Source organism: Salinarimonas sp., assembly GCF_040111675.1.
GTDB lineage: Bacteria > Pseudomonadota > Alphaproteobacteria > Rhizobiales > Beijerinckiaceae > Salinarimonas.
The window spans coordinates 3710715-3736233 of record NZ_CP157794.1; the positions used below are offsets into that span (position 1 = coordinate 3710715).

The following is a 25519-nucleotide window of genomic DNA, read 5'->3' on the forward strand; positions in this document are numbered from 1 at the left end:
CCTGCTACCCCACCACCAGCGGCGCGATGCGCACGGCCGCGCCGACCTGCGTGTGGGGCGCACCGTCCGCGTCCTTGGCCAGCACGGCGAGGCGGGGGAAGCCGTCGACGGTCAGCGCGCCGACGAGGCGTCCGCCGGGGGCGAGGCGCTCGACGAGCGTGTCGGGGAAGTCGGGGACGGCGCCGTTGACGAGGATCTTGGCGAAGCGCTCGCGGTTGCGCCGGGGGGTGAGCCCGTCGCCGACGCCGAGCGCGATCTCCTCGGCGAGGTCGAGCTGGCCGAGACGCAGGGCCGCCGCGTCGGCGAGCGCCTCGATGCGCTCGACGCTCTCCACCCGCCCGCCGAGGCGCGCGAGAAGCGCCGCGACGTAGCCCGAGCCCGTGCCGACCTCGTAGACGCTCTCCCCCTCCTCGAGCCGCAGCTGCACCAGCATGGCGGCGACGGTGGTGGGGGCCGACATGGTCTGGCCGTAGGGCAGCGGCAGGGCGACGTCGGAGCGCGAGAGGTCGGCGAAGCGGCGCGGGGCGAAGAGGTTGCGCGGCACGCGCTCCATGGCGCCGAGCACGGTCTTGTCGCGGAAGCCCTTGGCGCGCAGCGCGAGGACGAAGGCCGCCGTCTCGACGGCCTCGGCGTCGAGCGTCGGATCCCCCTCGCGCAGACCTTCCCTGTCGACCCGCATGTCTCCTCCGGCGCGGAGGCTAGCCCGGATCGGTTAACGGATCATTCACCTTGGGAAAGCCGCGCTCACTCCGCCTCGCGCAGCACGATCTCCGCCATCATGTCGAGGCCGATCCGCTCGAGGTCCTCGCGCACGGCGGTGGCCGAGACGCCGTCGGGGATGACGATCCGCGCCTTGGCCGAGAACAGCGCCTCGCCGGACATCGAGCCGGTGAAGACCTGCGTCTCGAGCTCGTCGATGCTCACGCGGCGCGCGGCGAGGCGGTCCGAGATGTCGCGCACGATGCCGGGATGATCCGAGCAGGTGAGCTCCAGCACGGCGCGCTGGCCCGCGGGCACGGCCGGCCCCTCCGAGCGCCGGGCCAGGACCGTGACGCCCTCCTCCGCCAGGCGCGTGAGCCCCGCCTCGAGCGCGCCGGCGTTCTCCTCCGGCAGCGCCACGCGCACGATGCCGGCGAAGTCGCCGCCGAGGCGGGCCATGGACGAATCGATCCAGTTGCCCCTCTGCGCGACGATCTCCGCCGCGAGGCGGTTCACCAGGCCCGGCCGGTCGCGCGCGATCACGCTGAGCACCATCTCGATCGTCACGACGCGTCTCCTCCCGTGTCTCTCCGTCCGCGCGATGACGCGCGCGCGCGACCGTGCATGTCAAGCCGCGACCGCCGGGGAATGCTCCAGCCTAGACTTGGTCTAATTATAACCTATTGATCCAACTCGTCTTTTTTCTTGACTGCATCATCCGATCCGGCAACCTACGGATCAGCTTCGAGCGCGGGCCTTGACCCCGACGGTCTGGAGACGACGCCATGACGACGCCACCGATCCAGGCGCCCGCCGGGCGCGCCTGTCCCGTGACGGGGCTCGCCGCCCTGCCGACCGCCCCCATCCTCGTGCAGGACGCGCTCGAGACCGCCTGCGAGGCGCCCTGCCCCGTCGCCGGGGCCGGCGCGCGCCTCGTCGCGGATCTGTGCCCGGAGGCGCCCGAGCGCCTGGCGCTCGCGGTGTTCCGCTATCTCGCCGCCGCGCGCGAGACGCGCGAGGCCGATTGCGTCGACGCCGCCTTCGCCGAGGCGGAAGCCTCGCTGCCGCCGGAGGAGGCGGGCCTCCTCGTCGGCGCGCTGGGCGGGCTCGTGCGCGCCTTCGCGGCGGAGACGGGCCGCGAGCCGGCGACGCTGCCCGCCTCCTGCTGCCGCGCCACGGCCGACGAGGCGGGGCTCGTCGCGCTCCTGGCTCGGGCGCGCGCCGGCGACGCGCTGCCGGAGAGCCGCCTCGCCCGCACCGCCCGCGCCGTCGCGCGGCTGCTCGAGACCGCGGCCGCGCCCGCGATCGCCGCGCAGTGAGGGCCGCGCCATGATCCCCATCGACGGCGCCTACACCAAGGCCGATCTCGCCGCCGCCCGCCGGCGCGCCCGCCACGCCCGCGACAAGGCGGAGCGCTACCGCGGGACATCCGCCCAGATGCGCCGCAAGCTCGAGGCGCAGGCCGCCATGGCCGAGACCGAGGCGAACCTGATCGCGTACGCGCTCGGCGAGGACGAGACGCCCGAGCACCAGGCGTCCCGCCGGCGCGCCGCCGCCGAGGCCGACGCGCAGGCCTGAGGGAGCCTCCCCGCGCCTCGCGCGTTGCCCCGGGGTGTCCGACCACGCCACCCCGCCACGCGACGACGCCGACGCGTCGCGCCGCCACCGCGACGATCTGGCCGAGGACCGCACGCGGCTGGCCAACGAGCGCACGCTCGCCGCCTGGTGGCGCACCGCCATGGCGGCGATCGCGGCGGCGGTCGTCTTCCCGCGCCTGTTCTCCGAGATCGAGCCCGACTGGCTGATCCGCGCCGGCGCGACCGTGCTCGCCTTCGTCGCGCTGCTGATGCTCGGCGTCGGCTGGCGGCGCTACAGCGTGACGACGCGGCGCATCGGCGCGAACCATGTCGGACCGTTCTCGCGCCTGCCGCTCGCGATCGGCACGCTGCTCCTCGCCGCGGTGGCGCTCCTCGCCGGCGGCCTCGCGTGGCTGTCTTAACGCTTCGTTCACCATCCGCCCGGCAAGACTTGCCTATCTGGAGCGAGGGCGCGGATGAGCGAGGCGGGGGCTTCCACGGCGGGCGAGGCGACGGGCGCGCGGGCGGGCGGATTGTCCGGGCTGGGCGCGCTCACGCGGCGCACGGACCTGTTCCTGGCGCTCGGCGTCATGGGCATCCTCGTGGTGCTCGTCTTCCCGCTGCCGGCGATCGTGCTCGACCTGCTGCTCGCGGTCTCGATCATCTTCTCCGTGCTGATCCTGATGACGGCGCTGTTCATCGAGGAGCCGCTGGAATTCTCGTCCTTCCCGACGGTGCTGCTCATCGCGACCATGCTGCGGCTCGCGCTGAACCTCGCCTCGACGCGCTTGATCCTCTCCTACGGCCACGAGGGCACGGACGCGGCGGGCCACGTCATCGAGGCCTTCGGCGGCTTCGTGATGGGCGGCAACTTCGTCATCGGCGTCGTCGTCTTCGCCATCCTGGTGCTCGTCAACTTCGTCGTCATCACCAAGGGCTCGGGCCGCATCGCCGAGGTCGCGGCGCGCTTCACCCTCGACGCCATGCCCGGCAAGCAGATGGCGATCGACGCCGATCTCTCGGCCGGCATCATCGACGACGCGCAGGCCAAGGCGCGCCGCCAGAAGCTCGAGGACGAATCGACCTTCTTCGGCGCCATGGACGGCGCCTCGAAGTTCGTGCGCGGCGACGCCATCGCGGGCCTCCTGATCACGCTGATCAACGTCATCGGCGGCATCGTCATCGGCGTCGCGCAGATGCAGATGACCTTCGGCGACGCCGCCCATTCCTACACGATGCTGACGGTGGGCGACGGCCTCGTCTCGCAGATCCCGGCGCTGATCGTCTCGACCGCGGCGGGCCTCCTCGTCTCCAAGGCCGGCGTCAAGGGCGCGGCCGACAAGGCGCTCGGCAAGCAGCTCGCGCATTATCCGAAGGCGCTGGGCATGTCCGCGGCCGTGATGGGCGCCATCGCCCTTCTGCCGGGCATCCCCTTCATTCCCTTCATGTCGCTCGCCGTCGCGGCCGGCGCGATGGCCTGGCATTTCGGCAAGAAGGCCAAGGAGCGCGCCGCCGAGGAGGCGGCGGCCGAGGCCGCGAAGCAGAAGGAGGCCGCCGCCGACGGCGACGTCGCGCCGGGCGAGCCGCCGATTTCCGAGACCTTGAAGATCGACGACGTCAAGATCGAGATCGGCTACGCGCTCCTGCCGCTGGTCAACGGGCGCGCCGGCGACGGCGTCGACCGGCTGACCGAGCAGATCAAGGCCCTGCGTCGCCAGCTCGCCGCCGAGCTCGGCTTCGTGATGCCGAGCGTGCGCATCCTCGATAACGTGCAGCTCGAGGCCAACGCCTACGTCATCCGCGTCAAGGAGATCGAGGCGGGCCGCGGCGTGGTCTATCCCGACCAGTTCATGGCCATCGACCCGATGGGCGGCCAGGTGCAGCTGCCGGGCCAGCACATGCTGGAGCCGACCTTCGGCCTGCCCGCCACCTGGATCGACGCGGGCCTGCGCGACCAGGCGCAGCTCAAGGGCTACACGGTGGTGGACGCCGCCACCGTGCTCTCGACCCATCTCACCGAGGTGATCAAGGCCAACATGGCCGAGCTCCTCTCCCACCCCGAGGTGCAGAAGCTCTTGCGCGACCTGCCCAAGGAGCACGCCGACCTCGTCAAGGAGATGGTGCCCTCGCAGATCACCGCGACCGGCATCCAGCGGGTGCTCCAGCTGCTGCTCGCCGAGCGCGTCTCGATCCGCGACCTCGGCACCATCCTCGAGGGCGTCTCCGAGGTGGTGGGCGGCACGCGCTCGCCGCGCGAGATCGTCGAGCACGTGCGCCAGCGCCTCGCGCGCCAGATCTGCGCGCAGTACACCGGCCCGAACGGCGTCCTGCCCATCGTCACGCTCTCGCCCGCCTGGGAGAGCGCCTTTATGGAGAGTCTCGTCGGCCAGGGCGAGGAGCGCCAGCTCGCCATGCAGCCCTCCAGGCTCGGCGAGTTCGTCAACGCCGTGCGCGACCGCTTCGAGGACGCCGCCCGCCAGGGCGAGATGCCCGTTCTCGTCACCTCCGCCCAGGCCCGGCCCTACGTGCGCTCCATCATCGAGCGCTTCCGCCGCGAGACGCCGGTGATCAGCCAGGCGGAGATCCACACGCGGGCGCGGTTGAAGACGGTGGGGAGCGTGTGATGGCGCTTGATCGAAGCGTCCGAAAGCGTAGATTCGGCCCCTGATCGGGGAGACGCAGATGCCGACCGAGATGGAACTCGAGCCGAGGCTCGAAGAGATCGTCGCGCAGCTCGTGCGATCGGGCCGCTACCAGACGAAGAGCGACGTCCTTCGCGAAGGGATACGGCTCGTCCAGGAGCAGGAGGCCAAGCTAGCGACCTTGGACGCCGCCATCGCCCGCGGACTTGCCGAGGCCGATTCGGGAAATACGCTTCCCGCTGCAGACGTCTTTGCGGAGCTGCGTGCCAAGTACGGCTCCTCCGACACGTGATACGCGTCGTCTTCACCCCTGCGTCCCGCGCAGATCTCGACGCCATCGCACGGCACGTGGCGCTTTTCAGTCCTAGCCGTGCAATTGCTTCGATCGATGAGATCGAGGGGGCGCGCCTCGGCCTCGCGGACTTTACCGTACCGCTTTTCGCTCGTCCCTCGATACGAGCGGAGCGGCGTTCGAAGGCGCGTCGTCGGCGACTATCTCGTCTTCTATCGTGCTCGCGAGGATGCAGTGGAAATCGTGCATGTGCTGCACGGAGCAACGGACTACGCGGCGATCCTGTTTCCGGAATCGTGAGCCCTTCATTCCGCCAGCACCACCTCCTCCACCGGCCGGCGCAGCGATTTCGGCATGGCCGGCGCATGGCCGACCCGAAGAACCAGGTTCGGCCGGCGGTCGCCGAGCCCGAGCAGCTCGCACAGCTTCGCCCGCTGCGCCGGCACCTCGACCGTCTGGTTGACGAAGGCGAGCTTCAGGCCGTCGGCGGTGGCCTGGAGCGCGGCGCGCTGGTAGGCGCGGCCCGCGGCGACGTGGCCCGCGCGGGTGTCCTCGGAGGCGACGAAGACGAGGAGGCCGGAGGAGGAGCGGATCTGGCGCAGGAGCTTCTTCGTCTCGGGGCTCTTGCGGAAGACCAGCGGCAGGACGAGCGGCCCGAGCCAGGCGGGCAGCGTCGGGTTTCCGGCGCAGGGCCCGTAGAGCCCGTCCCCGCGCGCGACCGCGTCGCGCGGGGCGTAGCGCAGCCAGGACTTCAGCTCGCCGACGAAGCCGGAATCGTCCATCTGCATGGCGTTGCCCGCGACGATCAGCTCGGTGAGCTGCTCGAGCCGCGTCGGATGCGAGACGTAGATCAGCTCGACCCCGTGCGTCGCCGCCGCCGCGACCATGCGATCGATGGCGTTCACCGCGGCAGGCCGGCCGTCGTAGAGGCTGCGGGTGCATTGCCGCTCGGGAATGGCCGCGAAGAGCCGCGCCTCGTCCCGCGGCGGCGTCGCGCCGGGTCGCAGGTCGACGACGACGCGCCCCTCCCCCGCATCGTCGTACGCCGCCTCCGCCGCGATGCCGCGCGCACGAGCGGACAGGACGAGCGCCTCCGTCACCGCGCCGATGCTGGCGTAGAGGTGATGGTCGTCGGGATCGACCACGGGCGTGCGCCGCGAGAGGTCCGGCTCGACGTCGATGCGATCGGCCCGCAAGCGGAAGCGCCAGGGCTGGGTGTTGTGCCCGCTCGCGGCCAGCGTGGCGTAGCGCACGAGCTCGCGCGGCTCTGGCGTCTCGGCGAGCGGCGCGCGCTGGGCGGCGAGCGCCTCCTCGTACAAGGATGCGGCAGCGGACATGGCGACCTCCGGGCGGGACCGGCGAGCACACCGGCAACGCCCGAAGCCTAGGTCCGTTCTCTCCGTCCGTCCTTGACGCTTCGCAAGGCCGGGCGCCGCCCGCCCTCAGGCGCCGTAGCGCCTGCGCAGGAGATGGTCGAGGGACGCGACGCCCGGTCCCTTTGCGATCAGCGCGAGGAAGGTCGCCGCCCAGAGGCCGTGGGTCACCCACGCGCCGGGATAGACGAAGACCTGGATCACCGCCGTCATGATCAGGAGCGCCAGCGCCGAGAAGCGCGTGGCGAGCCCGATCACGAGAAGCACGGGGAAGACGTGCTCGGCGATGGTCGCGAGATAGGCCGCGTGCGCCGGGTCGATCACGGGCAGCGCGTATTCGTGCTCGAACAGGAAGAAGGTCGAATCCTTGAGCGCGAGGCCCTCGACCTTGGTGCGGCCGGACTGCCAGAACACGGCCGCCGGGAAGATCCGCAGCGCCAAAGCCGTCACGGACCAGGGCAGGCGGTCCATCAGCGCGATCGCCCGGTGGACGAGGCCGGCGAGGCCCGACTCGGCGCCGGATCGGGCCGGAGCGGCGGGGGCGGTCGTGACGTCTCTCATGCGGTCTCTCCAGTCGTCAGTTCGGTCGGTTCCGTGGCGATTCCCGCGGCGAGTCCGAGCGCCAGGACGCGGGCGAGCGCCCGGCCGGGATCGAAGGCCTCCCCGGTGTCGAGGGCCGCGCCCACGGCGTCGGAATAGCTCGCCCCCGCGGCGCAGGCGGCGAGGAAGGCGCCCTCCCCCGGCTCGGCGGCGGCGACGCGCACCTCGAGGCGCGGGCGCGCGACGAGGGCGGTCTCCGGCGCGCGCGAAGCGAGCGGGCCGGGCGTGGCCCCGGGCTGGTTCATCGCCCACAGGCTCACGATCGGACGCGGCGAGGCGACGAGGCGCACGGCCGGGTGCAGCGCGAGGCCCCAGGTCGTCGGATCCCGCTCGGCGATCGCCGCGAGGGCGTCCGCCACGAGCGGCTCGGCGTCGGCGGCGTGGTAGGAATGGGTGCGGGCCGCCTCCAGCCGCGCGACGTCGGCGAGGTAGGGCAGGCGCGCCGCGGGCGGGAAGGCGGCGAGGAAATCGGGGAAGGCGTCGCCGTAGAACGTCAGCACCGGCGAGCGCGGCGGATGCTCCGCCACGAAGGCGCGGGCCGTGGCGCGGAAGAACGCCTCGCCGACGAGCCTCAGCACGACGGGAAAGCGCGTCGCGAGCGCGTCGACGAGGCCGACCGCGACGTTGTTGCGGTAGACGGCGAAACGCCGCGCCACCTGCGAAGGATGGCGCGCCGTCAGCCCCGCGGGAACGTCCGCGCCCGCGAGCACCGCCGCGCGGATCTCGGCCTCGAAGAGGTCAGGACGCGCGGGCATGAGGGCGCTCCGCATGCCGGCGCAGGACGCTGCGCGCCCGCGTCGCCTCGGCGTGGAGGACGGGGAAAGCTGGGACGTCGTTGTCCCATTCGACCAGCGTCGGCAGCGGGCCCGTGCGGGCGATCACCGCCTCGAACAGGGCCCAGACCGGGTCGGCGACGGGCGTCCCGTGCGCGTCGATCAGGAAGGGCGCGCCCTCGATCTCCTCCGCGGCGTGGCCGCCGAGATGGATCTCGCCGACGGCGCCAATGGGGAAGGCGTCGAGATAGGCCTGCGGCGACGTCCCGTGGTTCGTCGCCGAGACGAAGACGTTGTTGACGTCGAGCAGCAGCCCGCAGCCGGTGCGCCGCGCGATCTCGGCGAGGAAGGCGGTCTCCTCCCAGGTCGACGCCTCGAAGGTGAGATAGGTCGAGGGGTTCTCCAGCAGCAGGCGTCGCCCAAGCCGCTCCTGCACCTGGTCGATATGCGCGCACACCCGCGCGAGCGTCTCCTCGGTATAGGGCAAGGGCAGGAGGTCGTTGAGATAGGCGCCCTCGTGGGTCGACCAGGCGAGGTGCTCGGAGAAGCTCTCCGGCTCGTAGCGGTCGCACACGGCCTTCACCCGGGCGAGATGCGCCTCGTCGAGGGGGCCCGCGCCGCCGATCGAGAGCCCGACGCCGTGGACCGAAAGCGCGTAGTCCGCGCGCAGCCGCGCGAGGCGGGCGTGCGACGGGCCGCCGGCGCCCATGTAGTTCTCGGCGTGCACCTCGAGAAAGCCGAGCGCGGGGCGCTCCTCCAGGATCGCCTCGTAGTGCAGGGCCTTGAAGCCGATTCCGGCGTCGCGGGGCAGGCGGGTCATGGCGGGCTCCGTCTCGCGAGGGGGCTCGTCGTCCCCGGCCGGGCATTGCCCCGGCCGGGGACGACAGGTCGTGCGGCCTTACGCCGGGCGCTCGATCTCCTCGAGCGACCCCGGGCCGAAGGGCGTGTCGATGTCGGTGCAGGTGCCGGCCGGGACGAGCTTCCAGGCGTTGCCCTGGTAGTCGACGGTGGAGGTGCCGGAACAGGTCGTGCCGGGGCCCGCGGCGCAGTCGTTCTCGCCGGCGAGCGCCACGCCGTAGCACTTCTCCATCGTCGCGGACTGCGCGAAGGAGGGGGCGGCGGCGAGCGAGAGCGCGGCGGCGACGGAACCGGCGAGCGCGAGCTTGGTCTTCGAGTTCATGGCGTTGTCGTCCCTCTGGTCTCGAAACGGGTCTCGACGCCCGTGTCTGGCCGCGGGCGTCGCTACCCCTTCGCGATCGAGCGCGGCGGCGTTACGCGCTCACGCCGACGTGATCGCGTCGTGATCGCGCGTGAGCCGCACGAGACCGGGGCGCGGCGGACACGAAACCCATTCGCCCCCCGCACGTTGCCCTCGCAACCGGCCGCGCCCCGAAGCGCGGCCTCCTTGCGACAGGAGACATTTCATGACGGCTTTCCGCACCATGCTCGCCCTCGCCGCCGCCACCGCGCTCGGCGCCGCCACCCTTCCGGCGACCGCCCAGACGGCGACCATGACCGAGACGGAGACGATGGAGACCGAGGCGACCGGCGCCCTCGGCGAGGTCTCGCAGGTCTTCCGCATGGCCGGCGATCTCGACGACATCGAGATCTACGGCATCAACGACGAGGAGATCGGCGAGATCGAGAACGTCGTCGTCGACGCCGAAGGCACGCATTACATCGTCGTCGACGTCGGCGGATTCCTCGACATCGGCGACGAGACGGTCGCCATCCCGATGGACCGCTTCGCGGCCCGCGGCGAGGAGAGCCTCGTCCTCGTCGGCATGACCGAGGAGGAGCTCGAGGCGCTGGCCGAGGCCGGCGAGGAGATGGCGGACGAGATGTCCGGCATGCGCGTCCTCGGCGCCGAGGACGAGATCGTGATCCGCGAGATGATGTGACGCGCCCCCGCGCGCATCGCGTCGCGGCGGCCGCCCGGAACTCCCGGGCGGCCGTTCGCGTCTAACATTCATGAAACGCACGCATTCCCTCAGCGACACGCTCGCCGCAGCCGCCCTCGCCGGCGGCCTCGTCGCGCTCCTCGCCGCCCCCGCCCTCTCGCAGGGCGCCGCCGGCTCCCCGCCCGACCGCCCGCCCCCGCGCGAGGAGGGCTTCGTCGAGTACGGCGGCTACGCGGATGCCCTCGGCATCCTCGGGGACGACTACCGCCTCCCGCCCCCCGCCAACGAGAGCCGCGGCCCGCTCACCATCGTCGACTTCGACGACGGCGAGGCGATCCGCGCCCCCTCCGGCGACGTCGTCGGCGAGATCGACAAGGTCGTGCTGGGCCCCGACCACGAGCGCTGGGTCGTGTTCGACCACGGCGGCGTGCTCGGCTTCGGCGAGCGCAAGCTCGCCCTCCCGCTCGCCCGCTTCGTGCGCCGCGACGACGATCTCTACGTCCAGGGCGTCACCGAGGAGGACGTCCGCAACCTGCCCGGCGTCGTGCAGCGCTGGGAGGACTACCCCCGGATCGAGGTGCAGGGTCCGCTCGGCATCGACGAGAGCCTCGGCACCGACTGAACCGCGCGCCTCACTTCACCACGAGGCAGGCGCAGGGCGCCTCGTGCAGCACGCGCTGCGAGACGCTGCCGAGGAGGAAGCCCTGGACGCGCCCGAGGCCGCGGCTGCCGAGCACCAGCACGTCCGCCTTCTCCTGCGTGGCGATCTCGACGAGCGCCTCCGCCGGCGCCTTGTCCGAGATGCGGGTCTCGATCGGCACGCCGAGCCCGTCGAGCTTCGCCCGGGCCGAGGCGACCACCTCGTTCGCCATGTGCTCCAGCGTCTCGGGCGAGACCATGATCACGGGGATGGCCCCGCCCATGGCGGCCGCCGGCATCACCGGCGTCGCGGCGGCCTGATCGAGCTCGTCCTTGACCCGGTCGAGGAAGCCGAGCCGCTCGGCGAGCGCGTAGAGCTCGCCGTAGGGCACCGCGCGCAGGAGCGCGTGCGCGAGGACGATTCGCGCCCCCTGCTTCGCCGCGATCTCCCCCGCGAGCGCGAGCACGGCGTCCTGGTGTTCCGATCCGTCGACAGCGACGACGATGGTCGAGATCATGTCTGGAATCTCCCCGCGCGCCGCCTCCCGGCGCGACCCGAAGGTTGCGACAAGCCAGCGGGCCCGCGCTAGTCGGGAAACTCCCCAGGCGGGGTCGCCATCCGCGCCGCCCCTGGTGCATCCGAGCGCGCCGTGCGTTATCGAGACGGCTCGGAAACGGCGAGGCGTGCATGAGCGGGGGCATTCTCAGGCCGGGCGAGACGGCGTGGACGATCGCGCGGGCCGAGAGGGCCGTGGCGCTGATCGACGCGGCAGCCGCCTTCGGCGCCATGCGCGCCGCGATGCTGAAGGCGCGCCGGCGCATCCTCGTCGTCGGCTGGGACATCGACAGCCGCACGCCCCTCGTCGGCGAGGCGTACGAGCCCGCCGACGGGCTGCCGCGGGCGCTCGGGCCCTTCCTCACGGCGCTGGTCGAGCGCCGCCCGAAGCTGAAGATCGACCTGCTGCTCTGGGACTACGCCCTGCTCTACGGCTTCGAGCGCGAGCTCCTGCCGGAGGTGAGGCTCGACTGGTCGACGCCGCGCCAGATCCGCGCCCGGCTCGACGACGTGCTGCCGATCGGGGCGAGCCATCACCAGAAGCTCGTCGTCGTCGACGGCGCGCTCGCCTTCTGCGGCGGGCTCGACCTCGCCATCCGCCGCTGGGACACGCGCGCGCACGCTCTCGACGACGACCGCCGGCGCGACCCCGACGGCGCGCCCTACAGGCCCTTCCACGACGCGCAGATGATGGTCGACGGCGAGGCGGCCGGCGCTCTCGCCGCGCTCGCCGAGGCGCGCTGGCGCCAGGCGGAGGGCGGCTACGCGGCGGCGCCGAAGCTGCCCAAGGCGGTGGCGCCCGAGCGTCGCCGCCGTGCGCCGCCGAACGAGCCCGACCTCTGGCCGGAGGGCCTGGAGCCGGACTTCCGGGGCGTGGCCGTCGGCATCGCCCGCACCCGCCCCGCCTTCGCCGGCGCGCCGGCGATCCGGGAGGTCGAGGCCTTGTACGTCGCCTCCGTCGCGGCCGCCGAGCGGACGATCTACGTCGAGAACCAGTTCCTCACCCGCGACAGCGTGGTGCGGGCGCTCATCCGCCGCCTGGCCGAGGTTCCCGCGCTGGAGGTGCTGATCGTCGCGCCCAACGTGCACCAGAGCTGGCTCGAGGAGCACGCCATGAACGCCGGGCGCCGCCGCTTCATGGCGCTCATTCGCGACAGCGGCTTCGCGGACCGGGTGCGGCTCGCCTTCCCCGCCCTCCCCGACGATCCGACGGGAGAGGGCGTGATGGTCCACGCCAAGCTGATGATCGTCGACGATCGCCTGCTGCGCATCGGCTCCGCCAACCTCAACAACCGCTCCATGGGCCTCGACACCGAGTGCGATCTCGCCATCGAGGCCGGAACGGAGGCCGAGCGCGCCGCGATCCGCCGGATCCGCGACGGGCTGATCGCCGAGCATGCCGGCGTCTCGCCGGAGGAGGTCGCCGAGGCGATCGCGCGGGAGGGCTCGCTGTTTTCCGCGCTCGACACCCTGCCGAGCGAGGGCCGGCGGCTCGCGCCGATCGATCTCGGACCGACCGAAGACGGCGAGCTCGCCCGACGCATCGGCGAGCTCGCCGATCCCGAGCGGCCCATCGCGACGCCCGCCTTCGGCGCCGAGATGTTCGCCGGCCAGCCGGCGCAGCGGGCGCTGACGCGGACGATGAAGCTCGTGCTGCTCGGCGCGGCGATCGTCGCGCTCGTGGCCTTGTGGCGCTTCACGCCCGTGTCGGACTACACCGATCCGTCCGCGCTGGTCGGGCGCCTGGAGGCGCTGGGCGCGGGCCCGCTCGCGCCGCTCGTCGTCATCGCCGCCTTCGTCCTGGGCGGGCTCGTCGTGTTTCCGGTCACCGTGCTCATCGCGGTGACCGGCATGATGTTCGCCCCCGGCCCCGCCCTCGCCATCGCCACTACCGGCGTCCTCCTCAGCGCCGGGGCGACGTATTTCGTCGGCCGCGCACTGGGGCGGAAGGCGCTGGAGAAGCGCATGGGCCGGCGCGCCCGCGACATCTCGAAGGCGCTCGCCGACCGCGGCGTGATCGCGGTGGCGGCCTTGCGCATGCTCCCCGTGGCGCCGTTCACGCTCGTCAACCTCGTCGTCGGCGCGAGCCGGATCGGGCTCGTGGACTACCTCGTCGGCACGGCGCTCGGCATGGCGCCGGGGCTCGTGATGCTGACCCTGCTCGGCACCCAGCTCGCCGAGGTGCTGACCTCGCCTGAGCCGGGCGAGCTCCTGCTGCTCGGCGTCGCCGTCGCAGGCTGGCTCGCCCTGTCGGTCGGGCTGCAGGTTCTCGTCTACCGCCTGAAGAAGCGGCGCAGACGCAAGGCGCAATGATCGGCGGCAGCGCGCGTGCGCCGACGCCGATCCCGTCTGCCCGACGGCGACCATCCCCGCGCCCTGACGCCGCCCCGATCGGGTGGCTATAGGTGTCCTCCCGGGCTCGGCCGAGAGCCCGAGACGCGGCTCGATCGTTCGTTGACGAACAATGCAGCCGCGGTTGCACTGGACGCACAACCCCGGTTGTGCTTCATTTTCGCCGGACGGCGACGTGGCTGCCGTCCGCAAAGCGGTCGACGACAAGACCGCCGCGGCGGCTTTGGCGAGCATGCACGACGCTCGCCGGGGAGGGAGAAAGTCATGTCCAACACGCCTGACGTCAATGCCGCACGCGGCGGGCTCGACCGGGACGGCCTGGAGACGCTGTTCCCGACGCTCGCCGACCGGCTCGACACGATCGCGACCGACATGCGCGAGGTCTTCCTGCTCAAGGCCTTCCTGCTGCTCGCGGACGCGCATGGCGACGTGCGCACCGCGGTCGCCTGTCTCGAGGAGGCGGCGACGAGCGGGCACGTGCCCGGGCGCGGCAGCGGCGACGACGCACTCTGACACGCTTGCTCCGCGGCCCGCGACGCCCCATCCTGGCCCCGCGCTCGACCGGACCGGGGGAGGATCGCATGCGCCTGCCGCTCGCTCTCGCCGGATCGGCGGCTCTCGCCGCCGTGCTCGTCGCGCCCCTGGCGCCCGCTCGCGCCTTGCTTTCGGAGCGCACGCTCGGGCAGGACGAACTCTGGGTCGTGCTCGCGAGCCGCCGCGATCCGGCCGAGGCGATCGCCCTCGCCCGCGGCTTCGCCCCGCGATTCGAGGCGATCCACGTCGCGACCTCCTCCAACGGCTGGCACGCGGTCTACGGCGGCCCGGTCGCCGTCGGGGACGCGGACCGGACCGAGGCCGCGCTCCGCGCCGAGCCGGCGCTGCCGGACGACCTCTTCCTCTCCGACGGCTCGCGCTTCTCCCCGCCCTTCTACAGCCTCGACGCCCCCCGCCACGAGACGCTGCACTACGGCGGCGAGGCGCCGCTGAGCCTGCCTTTCGACGGCGCGACGCTGGTCCTTTCGAGCCGGCGGGACGCCTACGACCTCTACTACCCGGTGATCGAAGGCCGGGCCGACGGGGAGACGCTGTTCTCGATGGACCTGAGCGACGCCGCCTCCTTCTCCCGCGGCGCCTTCGTGACGATCGCGCCCCTCGATCCGCGCGCGCCGGAGAACCGCCAGGTCGTCGTCGCGGCCTTCACCGGCGGGGCGCATTGCTGCGCGCTGACCCGGATCGCGACGCCGCTCGGCGGCGGCTGGGCGGTGGTCCCCGGCGCGATGCTCGACGGCGACCGGGGTTACGCGGTCGAGGATCTCGACGGCGACGGAATCCACGAGCTCGCCAGCGTCGACCAGAGCTTCCTCTACGCCTACGCACCCTACGCCTTCTCCTTCGCGCCCCTCGTGATCGAGCGCTTCGCGGGCAAGAAGATCGTCGAGGTCACGGACGACCCGCGCTTCCGCCCGGCGCTCGAGGAGGATCTCGCCCGTCTGGAGGAGGCGGCCGAGGAGACCCCGAGCCTGTGGCGCGAGAACGGCTTTCTCGCCGCCTGGGTCGCCGCCAAGGCGCGGCTCGGCGACGTCGACGAGGCGTGGGCGCGCATGCTCGCGCGCTACGATCGCGGCGCCGACTGGCCGCTGACCGTCTGCGCCGCCGATCCGGCGCCGGACGGAGGCTGCCCGCCCGGCGCCGAGCGCCAGGCGAGCTTTCCGGAGGCGCTCGAGGCGCATTTGCGGGCACGGGGCTATGTCGACGGCTGACGGGTCGCGCGGTCCGCGCGGATCGGATAAGGTCCGCGCCGTGAACGTACGCGAGACCGAGACGGCGGCACCGGCGCCCTTGGGCGACCGCCCCCTCCTCGCGGGGGCGGCGCTCGCGCTCGCCTATTGGGCGACGGCGGTGCTCGGCCTGCAATGGGCCGCGGTCGGCGGCGCCGGCTCGCCGGTCTGGCCCGCCGCCGGCGTGGCGCTGGCGGGACTGATCCTCGGCGGCGTGCGGCTGTGGCCGGCGATCGCGCTGGCGCGACTCGCGGCGGGGCTCACGGTCGGCACCACGCACGCCCTGCCGATCGAGATCCTGATCGCGCTCGGCAACGCCGCCTCCGCCGCCGTGCCGGCGCTCGTCCTCACCCGCTTCGTCGCCTTGGACCGCAAGCTCGCCGCGATGCCGGACGTGCTCGCGCTGGCCTTCGCGGCCGCGGCCGGCGCGCTGATCTCCGCCGGGGTCGGGACCGGCGCGCTGGCGCTGTCGACCGGGCTCGGGGCCGGTTTCGCCTTCACCACCTTCGCCTTCTGGTGGTTCGGCGCCTTCGTCGGGACGATGACGCTCGCCCCCCTGATCCTCGCCTGGAGCGACGGCGACAGCCGGCGGCTCGAGCTGCGCGACTGGCTGCATCTCGCGACGATCGTCGCGGCGACGGCGCTCGTCTCCTATCTGCTGTTCCTGCTCGAGCCGGCCCCGCAGCTGCGCACCTGGGCGATCTATCCGGTGCTGATCTGGGCCGCGCTCGCCTTCCAGGTCCGCGGCACGGCGCTCGCGCTCGTCATCGTCGCGGCCAGCGCCACGCTCGGGGCGACGCTCGGCCACGGGCCGTTCGCCGACATCGCCGCGACCACGCAGGGCCGGGTCGTCTTCGCCCAGCAATTCGCCGCGGCGACGATCCTGGTGACCCTCGTCCTCGCCGCGGTCGCCGACGAGCGCCGGGGCAAGGCGGCGCTCGCCCGCTCGGAGGCGCGGCTCAGGGCCGTGCTCGAGAGCACCACGGACAGCGTCATGGTGCTCGACCGCGCCTGGCGCTTCGTCTACCTCAACGCCCGCGCGCAGGCGCAGATCGCCGAGGGACGCGACCTCATCGGACGCAACATCTGGGAGGTCTTTCCCGGGGCGGTCGGCGGCGACCTGTTCCGCGCCTACAGCGAGGCCATGGAGACCGGACGGCCCACCCGCGCCGAGCAGTACTACGCCCCTCTGGACACGCGCTTCGAGGCCAACGCCTATCCTTCGCCCGAGGGGCTGACGATCTTCTTCCGCGACGTCACCGCCGAGCGCCGGGCGGCGGCCTCGCTCGCCGAGAGCGAGGCGCGCCTGCGCGCCGTCGTGGAGCAGATGACGATCGGCGTCTCTGTGGCCCGGGCGCCCTCGGGGGAGCTCCTGTTCCACAACACGAGGGGCGAGGAGATCATCGGGCACCGGCTGATTCCCTCGCGGGATTACGGCGGCTACGAGGCCTACGGCGCGCTGCACGAGGACGGCACGCCCTACGCGCCGGAGGACTACCCGATCGCGCGCGCGCTCCTCAGCGGGGAGGTCGTCGACCGCGAGCCCATGGCCTATCGCCGCGGGGACGGCACGCTCACCGATCTCGAGGTCTCCGCGGCGCCGATCCGCGACGCGCAGGGCGCCATCGTGCTGGCGGTCTCGACCTTCGAGGACGTCTCCGAGCGCAAGCGCGCCGAGGAGGCGCTGCTCGCGAGCGAGGAGCGCCTGCGCCTGGCGCAGGTCGCCGGCGGCATCGTCACCTGGGAATGGCACATCCCGACGGGGGACGTGGTCTGGACCGGTCCGATGCACGCGCTGCTCGGGCTCGCGCCGGGACACCGCTCGCCGTCCTACAGCGCCTTCATCCAGGCGCTCCATCCCGACGATCGCGCCCTCGTGCAGCAGCGTCTCGACGGTGCGCTCGCCGGTCGCGCGCCCTTCGACATGGAGTTCCGGATCGTACGCCCCGACGGGGAGATCCGCTGGCTCGCGGGTCGCGGCGAGGTGCTGCGCGACGCCTCCGGCGAGCCCGTGCGCATGCGCGGCGTCAACTACGACGTGACCGAGCGCCGCGAGGCGCGCGATGCGCTGGCGCGGCTCAACGCCGACCTCGAGGCCCGCGTCGCCGAGGGCGCGGCGAAGCTCGTCCAGCTGCAGAAGATGGAGAGCCTCGGCCAGCTCACCGGCGGCATCGCGCACGACTTCAACAACCTGCTGATGGCGGTGCTGAGCGCGCTGACGCTGCTGAAGAAGCGCGTTCCGGACGACGCGCGCGCGCAGCGCCTCATCGCCAACGCGGTGCAGGGCGCGGAGCGCGGCGTCGCGCTGACGCAGCGCATGCTCGCCTTCGCCCGCAAGCAGGTGCTGGAGCCCCACGCGGTGGACGTGCCCGAGCTCGTCATCGGCATGACCGACCTGCTGCGCCGCTCGATCGGACCGCAGATCGCCATCGAGAACCGCTTCGAGGCCGGCGTCCCGAAGGCGCTCGTCGACGCGAACCAGCTGGAGCTCGCCCTCGTCAACCTCGCCGTCAACGCACGCGACGCCATGCCGGAGGGGGGCGCGCTCACCATCGCCGTCGATTCGGTCCGTCTCCCCGCGGAGGACGGTCGACACGCCGGCGGGTTCGTGCGCGTGCGCCTCAGCGATACCGGCGAAGGCATGGACCAGCGCACCCTCGAGCGGGCGATGGAGCCGTTCTTCACGACGAAGGGCGTCGGCAAGGGGACGGGGCTGGGCCTCGCCATGGTGCACGGGCTCGCCGAGCAGTCCGGCGGGCGTTTCCGGCTGTCGAGCGAAAGGGGCGCCGGCACCACGGCGGAGATCCTCCTGCCCGTCGCGGACGCCGCGCGGCACGCCCCTGCGCCGGCGCGCGCGCCGGACCGCGGCGCCGCGCCGGCGGGGGACCGGCGGCGGCTGCGCATCCTCGTCGTCGACGACGACGCGCTGGTGCTGATGGGAACGGCGACCATGCTCGAGGATCTCGGCCACGACGTGATCGAGGCGGGCTCGGGCGCCGAGGCGCTCGGGCGCCTCGAGGACGCCACCGCGATCGACCTCGTCCTCACCGACCAGGCGATGCCCGGCATGACCGGCCTCCAGCTCGCCGAGGCGATCCGCGCGCGCCGCCCTCGCCTGCCGATCGTGCTCGCGAGCGGCTATTCCGAGCTTCCACAGGACACGAGCGGCCTCGTCGACGCGCGGCTCTCCAAGCCCTTCGGGACCGACGAGCTGGACGCGACGCTGGCGCGCGTCGTGCGGGCCTCGGGCGCGCCCTCGGGCACCGTCGTGCCGCTGCACGGGTCGTGACGGGCGCGCCACACCCGCCCGCTTCGCGAAAACGCGGTTAACCCATCCTCAACCCGATCGCGCGACTCTGCCCCATGCCGACGACACGGCGCGTCGGCCCAAGTGGAGTGAGAAGCCGTGCGCATGCGCCGCCGCCCCCGCAAGTTCGTCCGGATGCGCTGGATCTGCGCGACCGTCGCCCCCTGGGCGCTCGGCGCGGGCATGCTCGTCTCCTTCACCGCCACCGCGGGCGTGAACATCGAGACCGGGCGCTCCATCGAGACCCCCTCCCCCGCCGCGCGCCTCACCGCCGAGGGCCTGCTCATCGCGCCCGTGGCGCCCGATCTCGCCGGGCGCCTCGCGCTGTCGCTCGAATCGAGCGCGGCGCGCTTCGCCCTCCCCCTGTCCGAGGCCGCGCCGGCGGGCGCCGCCCCGCGCCTCGGCGCGAAGGCGCCGGCGCCGGACCCCGCCCCCGACACCGCCCCCGCCCGCGTCAACCGCGCGGCCAAGGCCGATCCCGCGGGCGACGTGCGCCCCTCGCTCAGCCGCCTCGGCGGCGATCTCGCCGCGCCGGCGCTCTCGCTCGTCTCCGTCGATCCGGCGCGCCTGCCGGCCGAGCGGCTCGCCCACGGCGAGGCGATGCCGGTCCTCGTCACCACCGCCGGCGTGTTCGAGCGCCGGGAGGAGACCCGCACCGAGATCGCGACCGCCGCCCTCTCGCCTGTCGCGTCCGAGCAGGGCTCCACCGGCCGCGGCCTCGCCCGCGGCCTCGCCGACGCCCGCGAGGGCGCGACGCCCGGCGTCGCGCGCGCCGCGACCTTCGCCTCGACCACGCCGACCGCCCGTACCTGGGCGCCGGTCTCCGTCGCGGCCGCTCCCGTGTCGCTGCCGGCCGCGATCATGGCCGGCGCGCCGCGCTTCCTCGACCTCGTCGATCCCGCCCATCTCGCGCGCGAGCGCCGCTGCCTCGAGCAGGCGGTCTATTTCGAGGCGCGCTCGGAGCCCGAGCAGGGGCAGGCCGCCGTCGCGCAGGTGGTGCTGAACCGGGTGAAGTCGGACCTCTACCCGGACACGATCTGCGGCGTGGTGTTCCAGAACAGCCACCGCCACCTCGCCTGCCAGTTCACCTTCACCTGCGAGGGCAAGTCGCTGCGGGTCACCGAGCCGGCGGCCTGGGAGCGGGCGAAGCGGATCGCGGCGGCGGTGCTGGAGGGCGAGACCTACCTCTTCGCGGTCGGCAACGCCACGCACTACCACGCCGACTACGTCCGCCCGCGCTGGGCGAGCCGCCTGCGCCACGCCGACACGATCGGCCGCCACATCTTCTACCAGCTGCGCCCCGGCCAGCGCTGACCGCCGCCGCCACCCTCGTCCACAGGGAAGAGAGCCGCCGAGGGACCCGACGGCCGGGTTTCGCCGTTGCCTGAGCGGGGCCGAAAGAGCGGAGGTGCGGATGAGATCCTGGGGCGACGTCAACAAGACCTTGAACGAGCGCGTGCGCGCGGGCGAGATCGCCTCGTTCCGCACCAACGGGGCCGAGGCGGCGCGGACCGGATCACTCGAGATCCGCATCGCCCCGGGCGACGGGATCGATCCCGAGGAGGCGCGGCGCACCGTGCTGCGCGAGCTCGCTCGCCTCGGCATCGTCGCCGAGGTCGTGGTCACGGACGGGGCGGACGGCTCCACCGTCTAGAGCCGCGCGATGCGACGATGCGCGAGACCTCACGCGTGCTGAATGTGCGCGCGAGACCGAAACAGCCCCTTGTCGCGGCGCCCCTCGCAAGGCTAGGGTTCGGTCGTCCGAAGCAGGAGGGCCGGCCGTGGGCGAGATCGCGGTCTTCAGCGGAAGCGCGCATCGCAGGCTCGCGCGCGCGATTTGCGACGCGCTGCGCGTGCCGCTTCTTCCCTCGGAGCTGCGTCGCTTCGCCAACGACTGCCTCGAGGTGCAGCTGCAGGCGAACTGCCGCGAGCGGGACGTGTTCCTCATCCAGCCGCTCTGCCCGCCGGTGCAGGAGAACCTGCTCGAGCTGCTCCTGATGCTCGACGCCGCGCGCGGCGCGTCGGCGGCGCGGCGCACCGTCGTCATCCCGCATTATTCCTACGCGCGCTCGGACAAGAAGGACGCGCCGCGCATCTCGCTGGGCGGGCGCCTCGTCGCGGACCTGCTCGCCACCGCCGGGGCGAGCCGCGTGCTGACGATGACGCTGCATTCGCCGCAGGTGCACGGCTTCTTCAGCGTCCCGGTCGACCATCTCCACGCCCTCCACGAGCTCGGCGAGCATTTCAAGCGCGGGGACCTGTCGCGCACCGTGGTCGTCTCGCCCGACCTCGGCAACGCCAAGGAGGCGGCGGCGCTCGCGAAGGTGCTCGGGACGAGCTTCGCCGTCGCGGCGAAGAAGCGAATCAGCGACACGGACGTTCGGGTCAGCGCCGTCGTCGGCGACGTGCAGGATCGCGACGTCATCATCCTCGACGACGAGATCGCCAAGGGCTCGACCATGGTGGAGGTGGTCGGCCACCTGCGGCAGCAGAACGTGCGCAGCGTACGCCTGGCCTGCACGCACGGCGTCTTCGCTCCGGGCGCGGTCCACCGCCTGGCCGCCATCGAGGGCGTGGTGGAGATCGTCTGCACGGACACCGTTCCCATTCGCGACGAGGACCGGATCGAGAAGCTCACCGTGATCTCGGTGGCGCCGGCGCTGGCCGAGGCGATCCGGCGCATCCACAACGGCGATTCGGTCAGCGAGCTGTTCCGGGTGGAGTAAGGGCGCGAGGGCGCGCCAACCCGTCTCGGCGGCGCTCACGCGGGCGCCGGCGCGAGCCGGCCGACGGCCTGCGACACCCGGACGAGCTGAGGCGCGATGGGGCTCGACTTGCGCCAGATCATGCCGATGGTGCGCGAAGGCTGAGGCTCCTCGAAGCGCACGACGCTGACGGGCGCGGACCGGGTCTCCACCGAAACGGCCATCTCCGGGATGAGCGTCACGCCGATCCCCGCGCCGACGAGCTGCACGAGCGTCGAGAGCGAGCTGGCGTCCATCAGCTCGCGCGGGCGCACGGAGCTGAGGGCGCAGAAGGACAAGGCCTGCTGGCGGAAGCAATGCCCCTCCTCGAGGAGGAGGAGCTTCATGCTCGCGAGCGTCTCCGGCGCGGGCGCGGGCTTGCCGGCATCGGCGAGGGGGCGGACGAGCACGAAGGCCTCGGTGAACAGCGCCACCTCCTCGAAGCTCGGCTCCGAGACCGGAAGCGCGACCAGGGCGGCGTCGAGACGCCCCTCCCCCAGCTCGCGTATCAGCGTCGGGGTGATCGATTCGCGCAGGCGGATGTCGAGATCCGGATGGAGCTGCGTGAGGTTCCCGACGATGCGGGGCAGCAGGTAGGGCGCGACGGTGGGGATGACGCCGATCCGCAGCGGCCCCGCGAGCTCGTCCCGCGACGTCCGCGCCAGCGCGCCGAGCTCGTCGACCGAGCGCAGGATCTCCCGCACGCGCTCGGCGAAGACCTCCCCGAAGGCGGTGAGACCGACCGCGCGGCCGCTGCGTTCGAACAGGGCCGCGCCGAGCGTCTGCTCCAGCTCCTTGATCTGCATGGAGAGCGCCGGCTGCGAGACGGCGCAGGCCTCCGCGGCGCGTCCGAAATGACCGTGCCTGGCCAGCGCGTCGAAATAGGCGAGCTGGCGCAGCGTGACGTTCGGCATCATCTCTGCTTATCGCTCCGATCAGAAAAATCGAATTTACCTGATGATAGAATTGGTCCAAAGTCAACCTGTAGGGACTAGCGCGTTCGCCCTGGGGCATGTTACGATCCTGGGTAGAATTCACGCATCGGCGGAACCCGAGCGACAAGGCACGGCGCCGCTTCGAGCAGACACGACCGGAGGAAGGCATGGACGAGATCAGCGCTCTCACCACGGGGGGCTGCCCCGTGGCGCACGGGCCGCGGCGGGTGACGAACCGCGACTGGTGGCCCAACCAGCTGAACCTGAAGATGCTCCACCAGAACCCGCCGGCGGGCGGCCCGATGGGTGGCGCCTTCGACTACGCGGCGGAATTCGCGAAGCTCGACCTCAAGGCGGTCAAGAACGACATCTACGCCCTGATGAAGACCTCGCAAAACTGGTGGCCGGCGGATTACGGCCATTACGGCCCGCTGTTCATCCGCATGGCCTGGCACTCGGCCGGCACCTACCGCACCGCCGACGGCCGCGGCGGCGCCGGCTCGGGCACGCAGCGCTTCGCGCCGCTCAATTCCTGGCCGGACAACACCAATCTCGACAAGGCCCGCATGCTGCTGTGGCCGATCAAGCAGAAGTACGGCCGCCGGCTCTCCTGGGCCGACCTGATGATCCTCGCCGGCAATTGCGCGCTGGAGGACATGGGGCTGAAGACCTTCGGCTTCGGCGGCGGGCGCGCCGACATCTGGGAGCCCGAGGAGGACATCTACTGGGGCTCCGAGGCCGAGTGGCTCGGCGACAAGCGCTATGCCGGCGACCGTGAGCTCGAGCGGCCGCTCGCCGCCGTGCAGATGGGCCTCATCTACGTCAACCCGGAGGGCCCGAACGGCAATCCGGACCCGGTCGCGTCCGGCCGCGACATCCGCGAGACCTTCGCGCGCATGGCGATGAACGACGAGGAGACCGTCGCCCTCGTCGCCGGCGGCCACACCTTCGGCAAGTCCCACGGCGCCGGCCCGGCGGCGCATCTCGCCCGCGAGCCGGAGGCCGCCGACATCGAGCTGATGGGGCTCGGCTGGAAGAGCTCCTACGAGAGCGGCCACGGCGTCCATACGATCACCAGCGGCATCGAGGGTCCCTGGACCCCGAACCCGGTGAAGTGGGACATGGGGTATTTCGACGTCCTGTTCGGCTACGAGTGGGAGCTCGTGAAGAGCCCCGCCGGCGCCTGGCAGTGGGCGGCGAAGGGCCTCGCCGAGAAGGACCACGCGCCGGAGGTCGACGGCTCGGGCAAGACCGTCCCGCTGATGATGACCACGGCCGACATGGCCATGCGCATGGACCCGATCTACGAGAAGATCTCCCGGCGCTTCCACCAGAACCCGGACGAGTTCGCCGACGCCTTCGCCCGCGCCTGGTTCAAGCTGACCCACCGCGACATGGGCCCGCGCGCCCTCTATGTCGGCCCGGAAGTTCCGGAGGAGGTGCTCGTCTGGCAGGACCCGGTGCCGGCCGTCGACCACGCCCTCGTCGACGCCGACGACGTGGCGGCCCTCAAGGCGCAGATCCTCGCCTCCGGCGTGCCGGCGCGCGATCTCGTGCTCGCCGCCTGGGCCTCGGCCTCGAGCTTCCGCGGCTCGGACAAGCGCGGCGGCGCCAACGGCGCGCGCATCCGCCTCGCGCCGCAGAAGGACTGGGAGGTCAACCGGCCCGACGCGCTCGCCGGCGTGCTCGCGGCGCTCGAGGGGATCAAGGCGTCCTTCGAGGCCGGCCGCACCGACGGCAAGAAGGTCTCGCTCGCCGACCTGATCGTCCTCGCCGGCTCGGCCGCCGTCGAGGAGGCCGCCCGCGCGGCCGGTCACACGGTCGAGGTGCCCTTCGCGCCGGGCCGCACCGACGCGTCGCAGGAGCAGACGGACGTCGAGTCCTTCGCGGTGATGGAGCCCGAGGCCGACGGCTTCCGCAACTACCTGAAGGCGACCTACACGGCCTCCCCGGAGGAGCTCCTCGTCGACAAGGCGCAGCTCCTCACCCTCACCGCTCCCGAGATGACCGTCCTCGTCGGCGGCCTGCGGGCGCTCGGGGCCAACTGGGACGGCTCGCGGCACGGCGTCCTCACGGACCGCCCGGGAGCGCTGACGAACGACTTCTTCGTCAACCTCCTCGACTTCGGCACGCTGTGGATGCCCGTCGCCGGCGAGGCGAACGCCTTCGAGGGCCGTGATCGCGCCACCGGCGCGGTGAAGTGGACCGGCACGCGCGTGGACCTCGTCTTCGGCTCGAACTCGCAGCTGCGGGCGCTGTCCGAGGTCTACGCCTGCGACGACGCCCGGTCGAAGTTCGTGCACGACTTCGTCGCGGCCTGGACCAAGGTGATGAACCTCGACCGCTTCGACCTCGCCTGAGCGCGTACGGATCGGGACGACGACAGGGGGCGCGGCCGGGAACGGCCGCGCCCCTCGCCGTTTCTGTGCGGGACGATGGAACGGGCGGCGCGCCGACGGATCGGCGGGGCGTCTCACCCCGCCAGCAGCTTCAGCGTTTCCTCGTGCACGCGCCGGTCTCCGGCGGCGACGATGGCGCCGCCCTGGGCCGGATCGCCGCCGTCCCAGCTCGTGACGACGCCGCCTGCGCCCTCGATGATCGGGACGAGCGCCACGATGTCGTAGGGCTGCAGCCCGGCTTCGACGACGACGTCGATGTGGCCGGCGGCGACCATGCAATAGGCGTAGCAGTCGAACCCGAATCGCACGTTGCGCGCCGCGCCCTCGACCCGCTCGAAAGCGGCGCGCTCGGCGCCCTGGGCGAAGAGCCGCGGGCTCGTGGAGGACAGGGTGGCCTCGGCGAGGCTCGCGCAGCGGCGCGTGCGCAGGCGCCGCTCGCCGCCGGGCCCCTTGTAGGAGGCCTTGCCGCAATCGCCGAAGAAGCGCTCGCCCGTGAAGGGCTGGTGCATCAGCCCGTAGCAGGGTCTGCCGTTGCGGGTGAGCCCGATGAGCGTACCCCAGGTGGGCAGGCCGGAGATGAAGGCGCGGGTGCCGTCGATCGGATCGAGCACCCAGACGTACTCGGCGTCCGCCTTCTCGGCCCCGAATTCCTCGCCGACGATGCCGTGGCCGGGGAAGGCGCGCTTGATCAGGTGGCGCATGGCCGACTCGCCCGCCTTGTCGGCTTCGGTGACCGGGTCGAAGCGGCCGTCGCGGCCGCCCTTGTCGCTGGCCGAGAGGCTGGTGCGGAAGAAGGGCAGGATGGCCTTCCCCGAGGCGGTGGCCAGGTCGTCCACGAAGCCAGCGAAATCGATCAGAGCCATGCCGCCGTCATCTCCCGAGCGCACGCGAAGCTTCGTTCTAGCAAGCGCAGCGCGGACGGCAAGCCCGGTCGCGCGGGCCATGGCGGATC

Annotated in this window: 26 protein-coding genes; 16 read left to right on the plus strand and 10 right to left on the minus strand. The window is 72.6% G+C overall.

The features are described from left to right. Positions 1–4: 4 nt before the first annotated feature. Positions 5–679 (minus strand): protein-L-isoaspartate O-methyltransferase, encoded by a 675-nt coding sequence (locus ABL310_RS17190; protein ID WP_349368227.1) that lies wholly within the window; start codon positions 677–679, stop codon positions 5–7. 65 nt (positions 680–744) lie between these two features. Then, positions 745–1266, minus strand: a complete 522-nt coding sequence (locus ABL310_RS17195) for an ACT domain-containing protein (RefSeq protein WP_349368228.1) — start codon at positions 1264–1266, stop codon at positions 745–747. Positions 1267–1484: 218 nt separating this feature from the next. On the opposite strand from ABL310_RS17195, the gene ABL310_RS17200 reads away from it, so the two are divergent. The 6 genes from ABL310_RS17200 to ABL310_RS17225 all read left to right on the plus strand — a co-directional run bounded on the left by ABL310_RS17200 (position 1485) and on the right by ABL310_RS17225 (position 5510). Next, positions 1485–2018: a hypothetical protein gene (locus tag ABL310_RS17200; protein WP_349368229.1), complete on the plus strand. Its 534-nt coding sequence runs from the start codon at positions 1485–1487 to the stop codon at positions 2016–2018. 10 nt (positions 2019–2028) lie between these two features. Further along, complete coding sequence (locus ABL310_RS17205; protein WP_349368230.1) at positions 2029–2277, plus strand: hypothetical protein; 249 nt, start codon at positions 2029–2031, stop codon at positions 2275–2277. A gap of 34 nt (positions 2278–2311) precedes the next feature. Beyond that, a complete protein-coding gene (locus tag ABL310_RS17210) occupies positions 2312–2698 on the plus strand; it encodes a DUF202 domain-containing protein (RefSeq protein WP_349368231.1) in 387 nt (128 codons plus the stop codon). 54 nt (positions 2699–2752) lie between these two features. After that, a complete protein-coding gene (gene flhA / locus ABL310_RS17215) occupies positions 2753–4900 on the plus strand; it encodes a flagellar biosynthesis protein FlhA (RefSeq protein ID WP_349368232.1) in 2148 nt (715 codons plus the stop codon). 58 nt (positions 4901–4958) lie between these two features. Further along, positions 4959–5210: a type II toxin-antitoxin system ParD family antitoxin gene (locus tag ABL310_RS17220; protein WP_349368233.1), complete on the plus strand. Its 252-nt coding sequence runs from the start codon at positions 4959–4961 to the stop codon at positions 5208–5210. Positions 5211–5306: 96 nt separating this feature from the next. After that, positions 5307–5510 carry a type II toxin-antitoxin system RelE/ParE family toxin gene (locus ABL310_RS17225; RefSeq protein ID WP_349368234.1) on the plus strand — a complete coding sequence of 68 codons (204 nt, stop codon included), beginning with the start codon at positions 5307–5309 and terminating at the stop codon, positions 5508–5510. A 5-nt stretch (positions 5511–5515) separates the two neighbouring features. On the opposite strand, the gene ABL310_RS17230 is transcribed toward ABL310_RS17225, so the two are convergent. The 5 genes from ABL310_RS17230 to ABL310_RS17250 form a co-directional block, all read right to left on the minus strand. After that, complete coding sequence (locus ABL310_RS17230; protein WP_349368235.1) at positions 5516–6547, minus strand: Acg family FMN-binding oxidoreductase; 1032 nt, start codon at positions 6545–6547, stop codon at positions 5516–5518. Between the two features lie 105 nt (positions 6548–6652). Further along, entirely contained in the window at positions 6653–7144 is a 492-nt protein-coding gene (locus tag ABL310_RS17235; protein ID WP_349368236.1) for a DoxX family protein, read from the minus strand. Continuing rightward, positions 7141–7938, minus strand: coding sequence for a DNA-binding domain-containing protein (locus ABL310_RS17240; RefSeq protein ID WP_349368237.1), 798 nt, complete (start codon positions 7936–7938; stop codon positions 7141–7143). The genes ABL310_RS17235 and ABL310_RS17240 overlap by 4 nt, the downstream gene beginning before the upstream one ends. Next, complete coding sequence (locus ABL310_RS17245; protein ID WP_349368238.1) at positions 7922–8776, minus strand: DUF692 domain-containing protein; 855 nt, start codon at positions 8774–8776, stop codon at positions 7922–7924. The genes ABL310_RS17240 and ABL310_RS17245 overlap by 17 nt, the downstream gene beginning before the upstream one ends. Before the next feature lie 78 nt (positions 8777–8854). Continuing rightward, positions 8855–9136 carry a DUF2282 domain-containing protein gene (locus ABL310_RS17250; RefSeq protein WP_349368239.1) on the minus strand — a complete coding sequence of 94 codons (282 nt, stop codon included), beginning with the start codon at positions 9134–9136 and terminating at the stop codon, positions 8855–8857. A gap of 244 nt (positions 9137–9380) precedes the next feature. Between ABL310_RS17250 and ABL310_RS17255 the strand changes: the two genes are divergently transcribed. After that, positions 9381–9857, plus strand: a complete 477-nt coding sequence (locus tag ABL310_RS17255; RefSeq protein ID WP_349368240.1) for a PRC-barrel domain-containing protein — start codon at positions 9381–9383, stop codon at positions 9855–9857. A gap of 70 nt (positions 9858–9927) precedes the next feature. Next, a complete protein-coding gene (locus ABL310_RS17260) occupies positions 9928–10479 on the plus strand; it encodes a hypothetical protein (RefSeq protein ID WP_349368241.1) in 552 nt (183 codons plus the stop codon). A gap of 10 nt (positions 10480–10489) precedes the next feature. Here the strand turns inward: ABL310_RS17260 and ABL310_RS17265 are convergent, their stop codons facing one another. Then, positions 10490–11014 (minus strand): universal stress protein, encoded by a 525-nt coding sequence (locus ABL310_RS17265; protein WP_349368242.1) that lies wholly within the window; start codon positions 11012–11014, stop codon positions 10490–10492. 170 nt (positions 11015–11184) lie between these two features. On the opposite strand from ABL310_RS17265, the gene ABL310_RS17270 reads away from it, so the two are divergent. The 7 genes from ABL310_RS17270 (at position 11185) to ABL310_RS17300 (ending at position 21215) form a co-directional block, all read left to right on the plus strand. After that, complete coding sequence (locus ABL310_RS17270; RefSeq protein ID WP_349368243.1) at positions 11185–13365, plus strand: VTT domain-containing protein; 2181 nt, start codon at positions 11185–11187, stop codon at positions 13363–13365. 303 nt (positions 13366–13668) lie between these two features. Beyond that, positions 13669–13917: a hypothetical protein gene (locus ABL310_RS17275; protein ID WP_349368244.1), complete on the plus strand. Its 249-nt coding sequence runs from the start codon at positions 13669–13671 to the stop codon at positions 13915–13917. A gap of 68 nt (positions 13918–13985) precedes the next feature. Next, the gene (locus tag ABL310_RS17280) at positions 13986–15164 is read left to right on the plus strand and encodes a hypothetical protein (RefSeq protein ID WP_349368245.1); all 1179 of its coding nucleotides are present in this window, start codon (positions 13986–13988) and stop codon (positions 15162–15164) included. A 40-nt stretch (positions 15165–15204) separates the two neighbouring features. Then, positions 15205–18471 (plus strand): PAS domain S-box protein, encoded by a 3267-nt coding sequence (locus ABL310_RS17285; RefSeq protein WP_349368246.1) that lies wholly within the window; start codon positions 15205–15207, stop codon positions 18469–18471. A 123-nt stretch (positions 18472–18594) separates the two neighbouring features. After that, the gene (locus ABL310_RS17290) at positions 18595–19803 is read left to right on the plus strand and encodes a cell wall hydrolase (protein ID WP_349368247.1); all 1209 of its coding nucleotides are present in this window, start codon (positions 18595–18597) and stop codon (positions 19801–19803) included. A gap of 100 nt (positions 19804–19903) precedes the next feature. Further along, a complete protein-coding gene (locus ABL310_RS17295; RefSeq protein WP_349368248.1) occupies positions 19904–20143 on the plus strand; it encodes a hypothetical protein in 240 nt (79 codons plus the stop codon). Positions 20144–20270: 127 nt separating this feature from the next. Beyond that, on the plus strand, positions 20271–21215 hold the full coding sequence (locus ABL310_RS17300; protein ID WP_349368249.1) for a ribose-phosphate pyrophosphokinase: 945 nt from the start codon (positions 20271–20273) through the stop codon (positions 21213–21215). 35 nt (positions 21216–21250) lie between these two features. Here the strand turns inward: ABL310_RS17300 and ABL310_RS17305 are convergent, their stop codons facing one another. Next, positions 21251–22147, minus strand: coding sequence for a LysR substrate-binding domain-containing protein (locus tag ABL310_RS17305; protein WP_349372084.1), 897 nt, complete (start codon positions 22145–22147; stop codon positions 21251–21253). 188 nt (positions 22148–22335) lie between these two features. Between ABL310_RS17305 and katG the strand changes: the two genes are divergently transcribed. Beyond that, entirely contained in the window at positions 22336–24528 is a 2193-nt protein-coding gene (gene katG / locus ABL310_RS17310) for a catalase/peroxidase HPI (protein WP_349368250.1), read from the plus strand. 113 nt (positions 24529–24641) lie between these two features. Here the strand turns inward: katG and hisN are convergent, their stop codons facing one another. Then, positions 24642–25430: a histidinol-phosphatase gene (hisN, locus tag ABL310_RS17315; protein ID WP_349368251.1), complete on the minus strand. Its 789-nt coding sequence runs from the start codon at positions 25428–25430 to the stop codon at positions 24642–24644. Positions 25431–25519 lie beyond the last annotated feature (89 nt).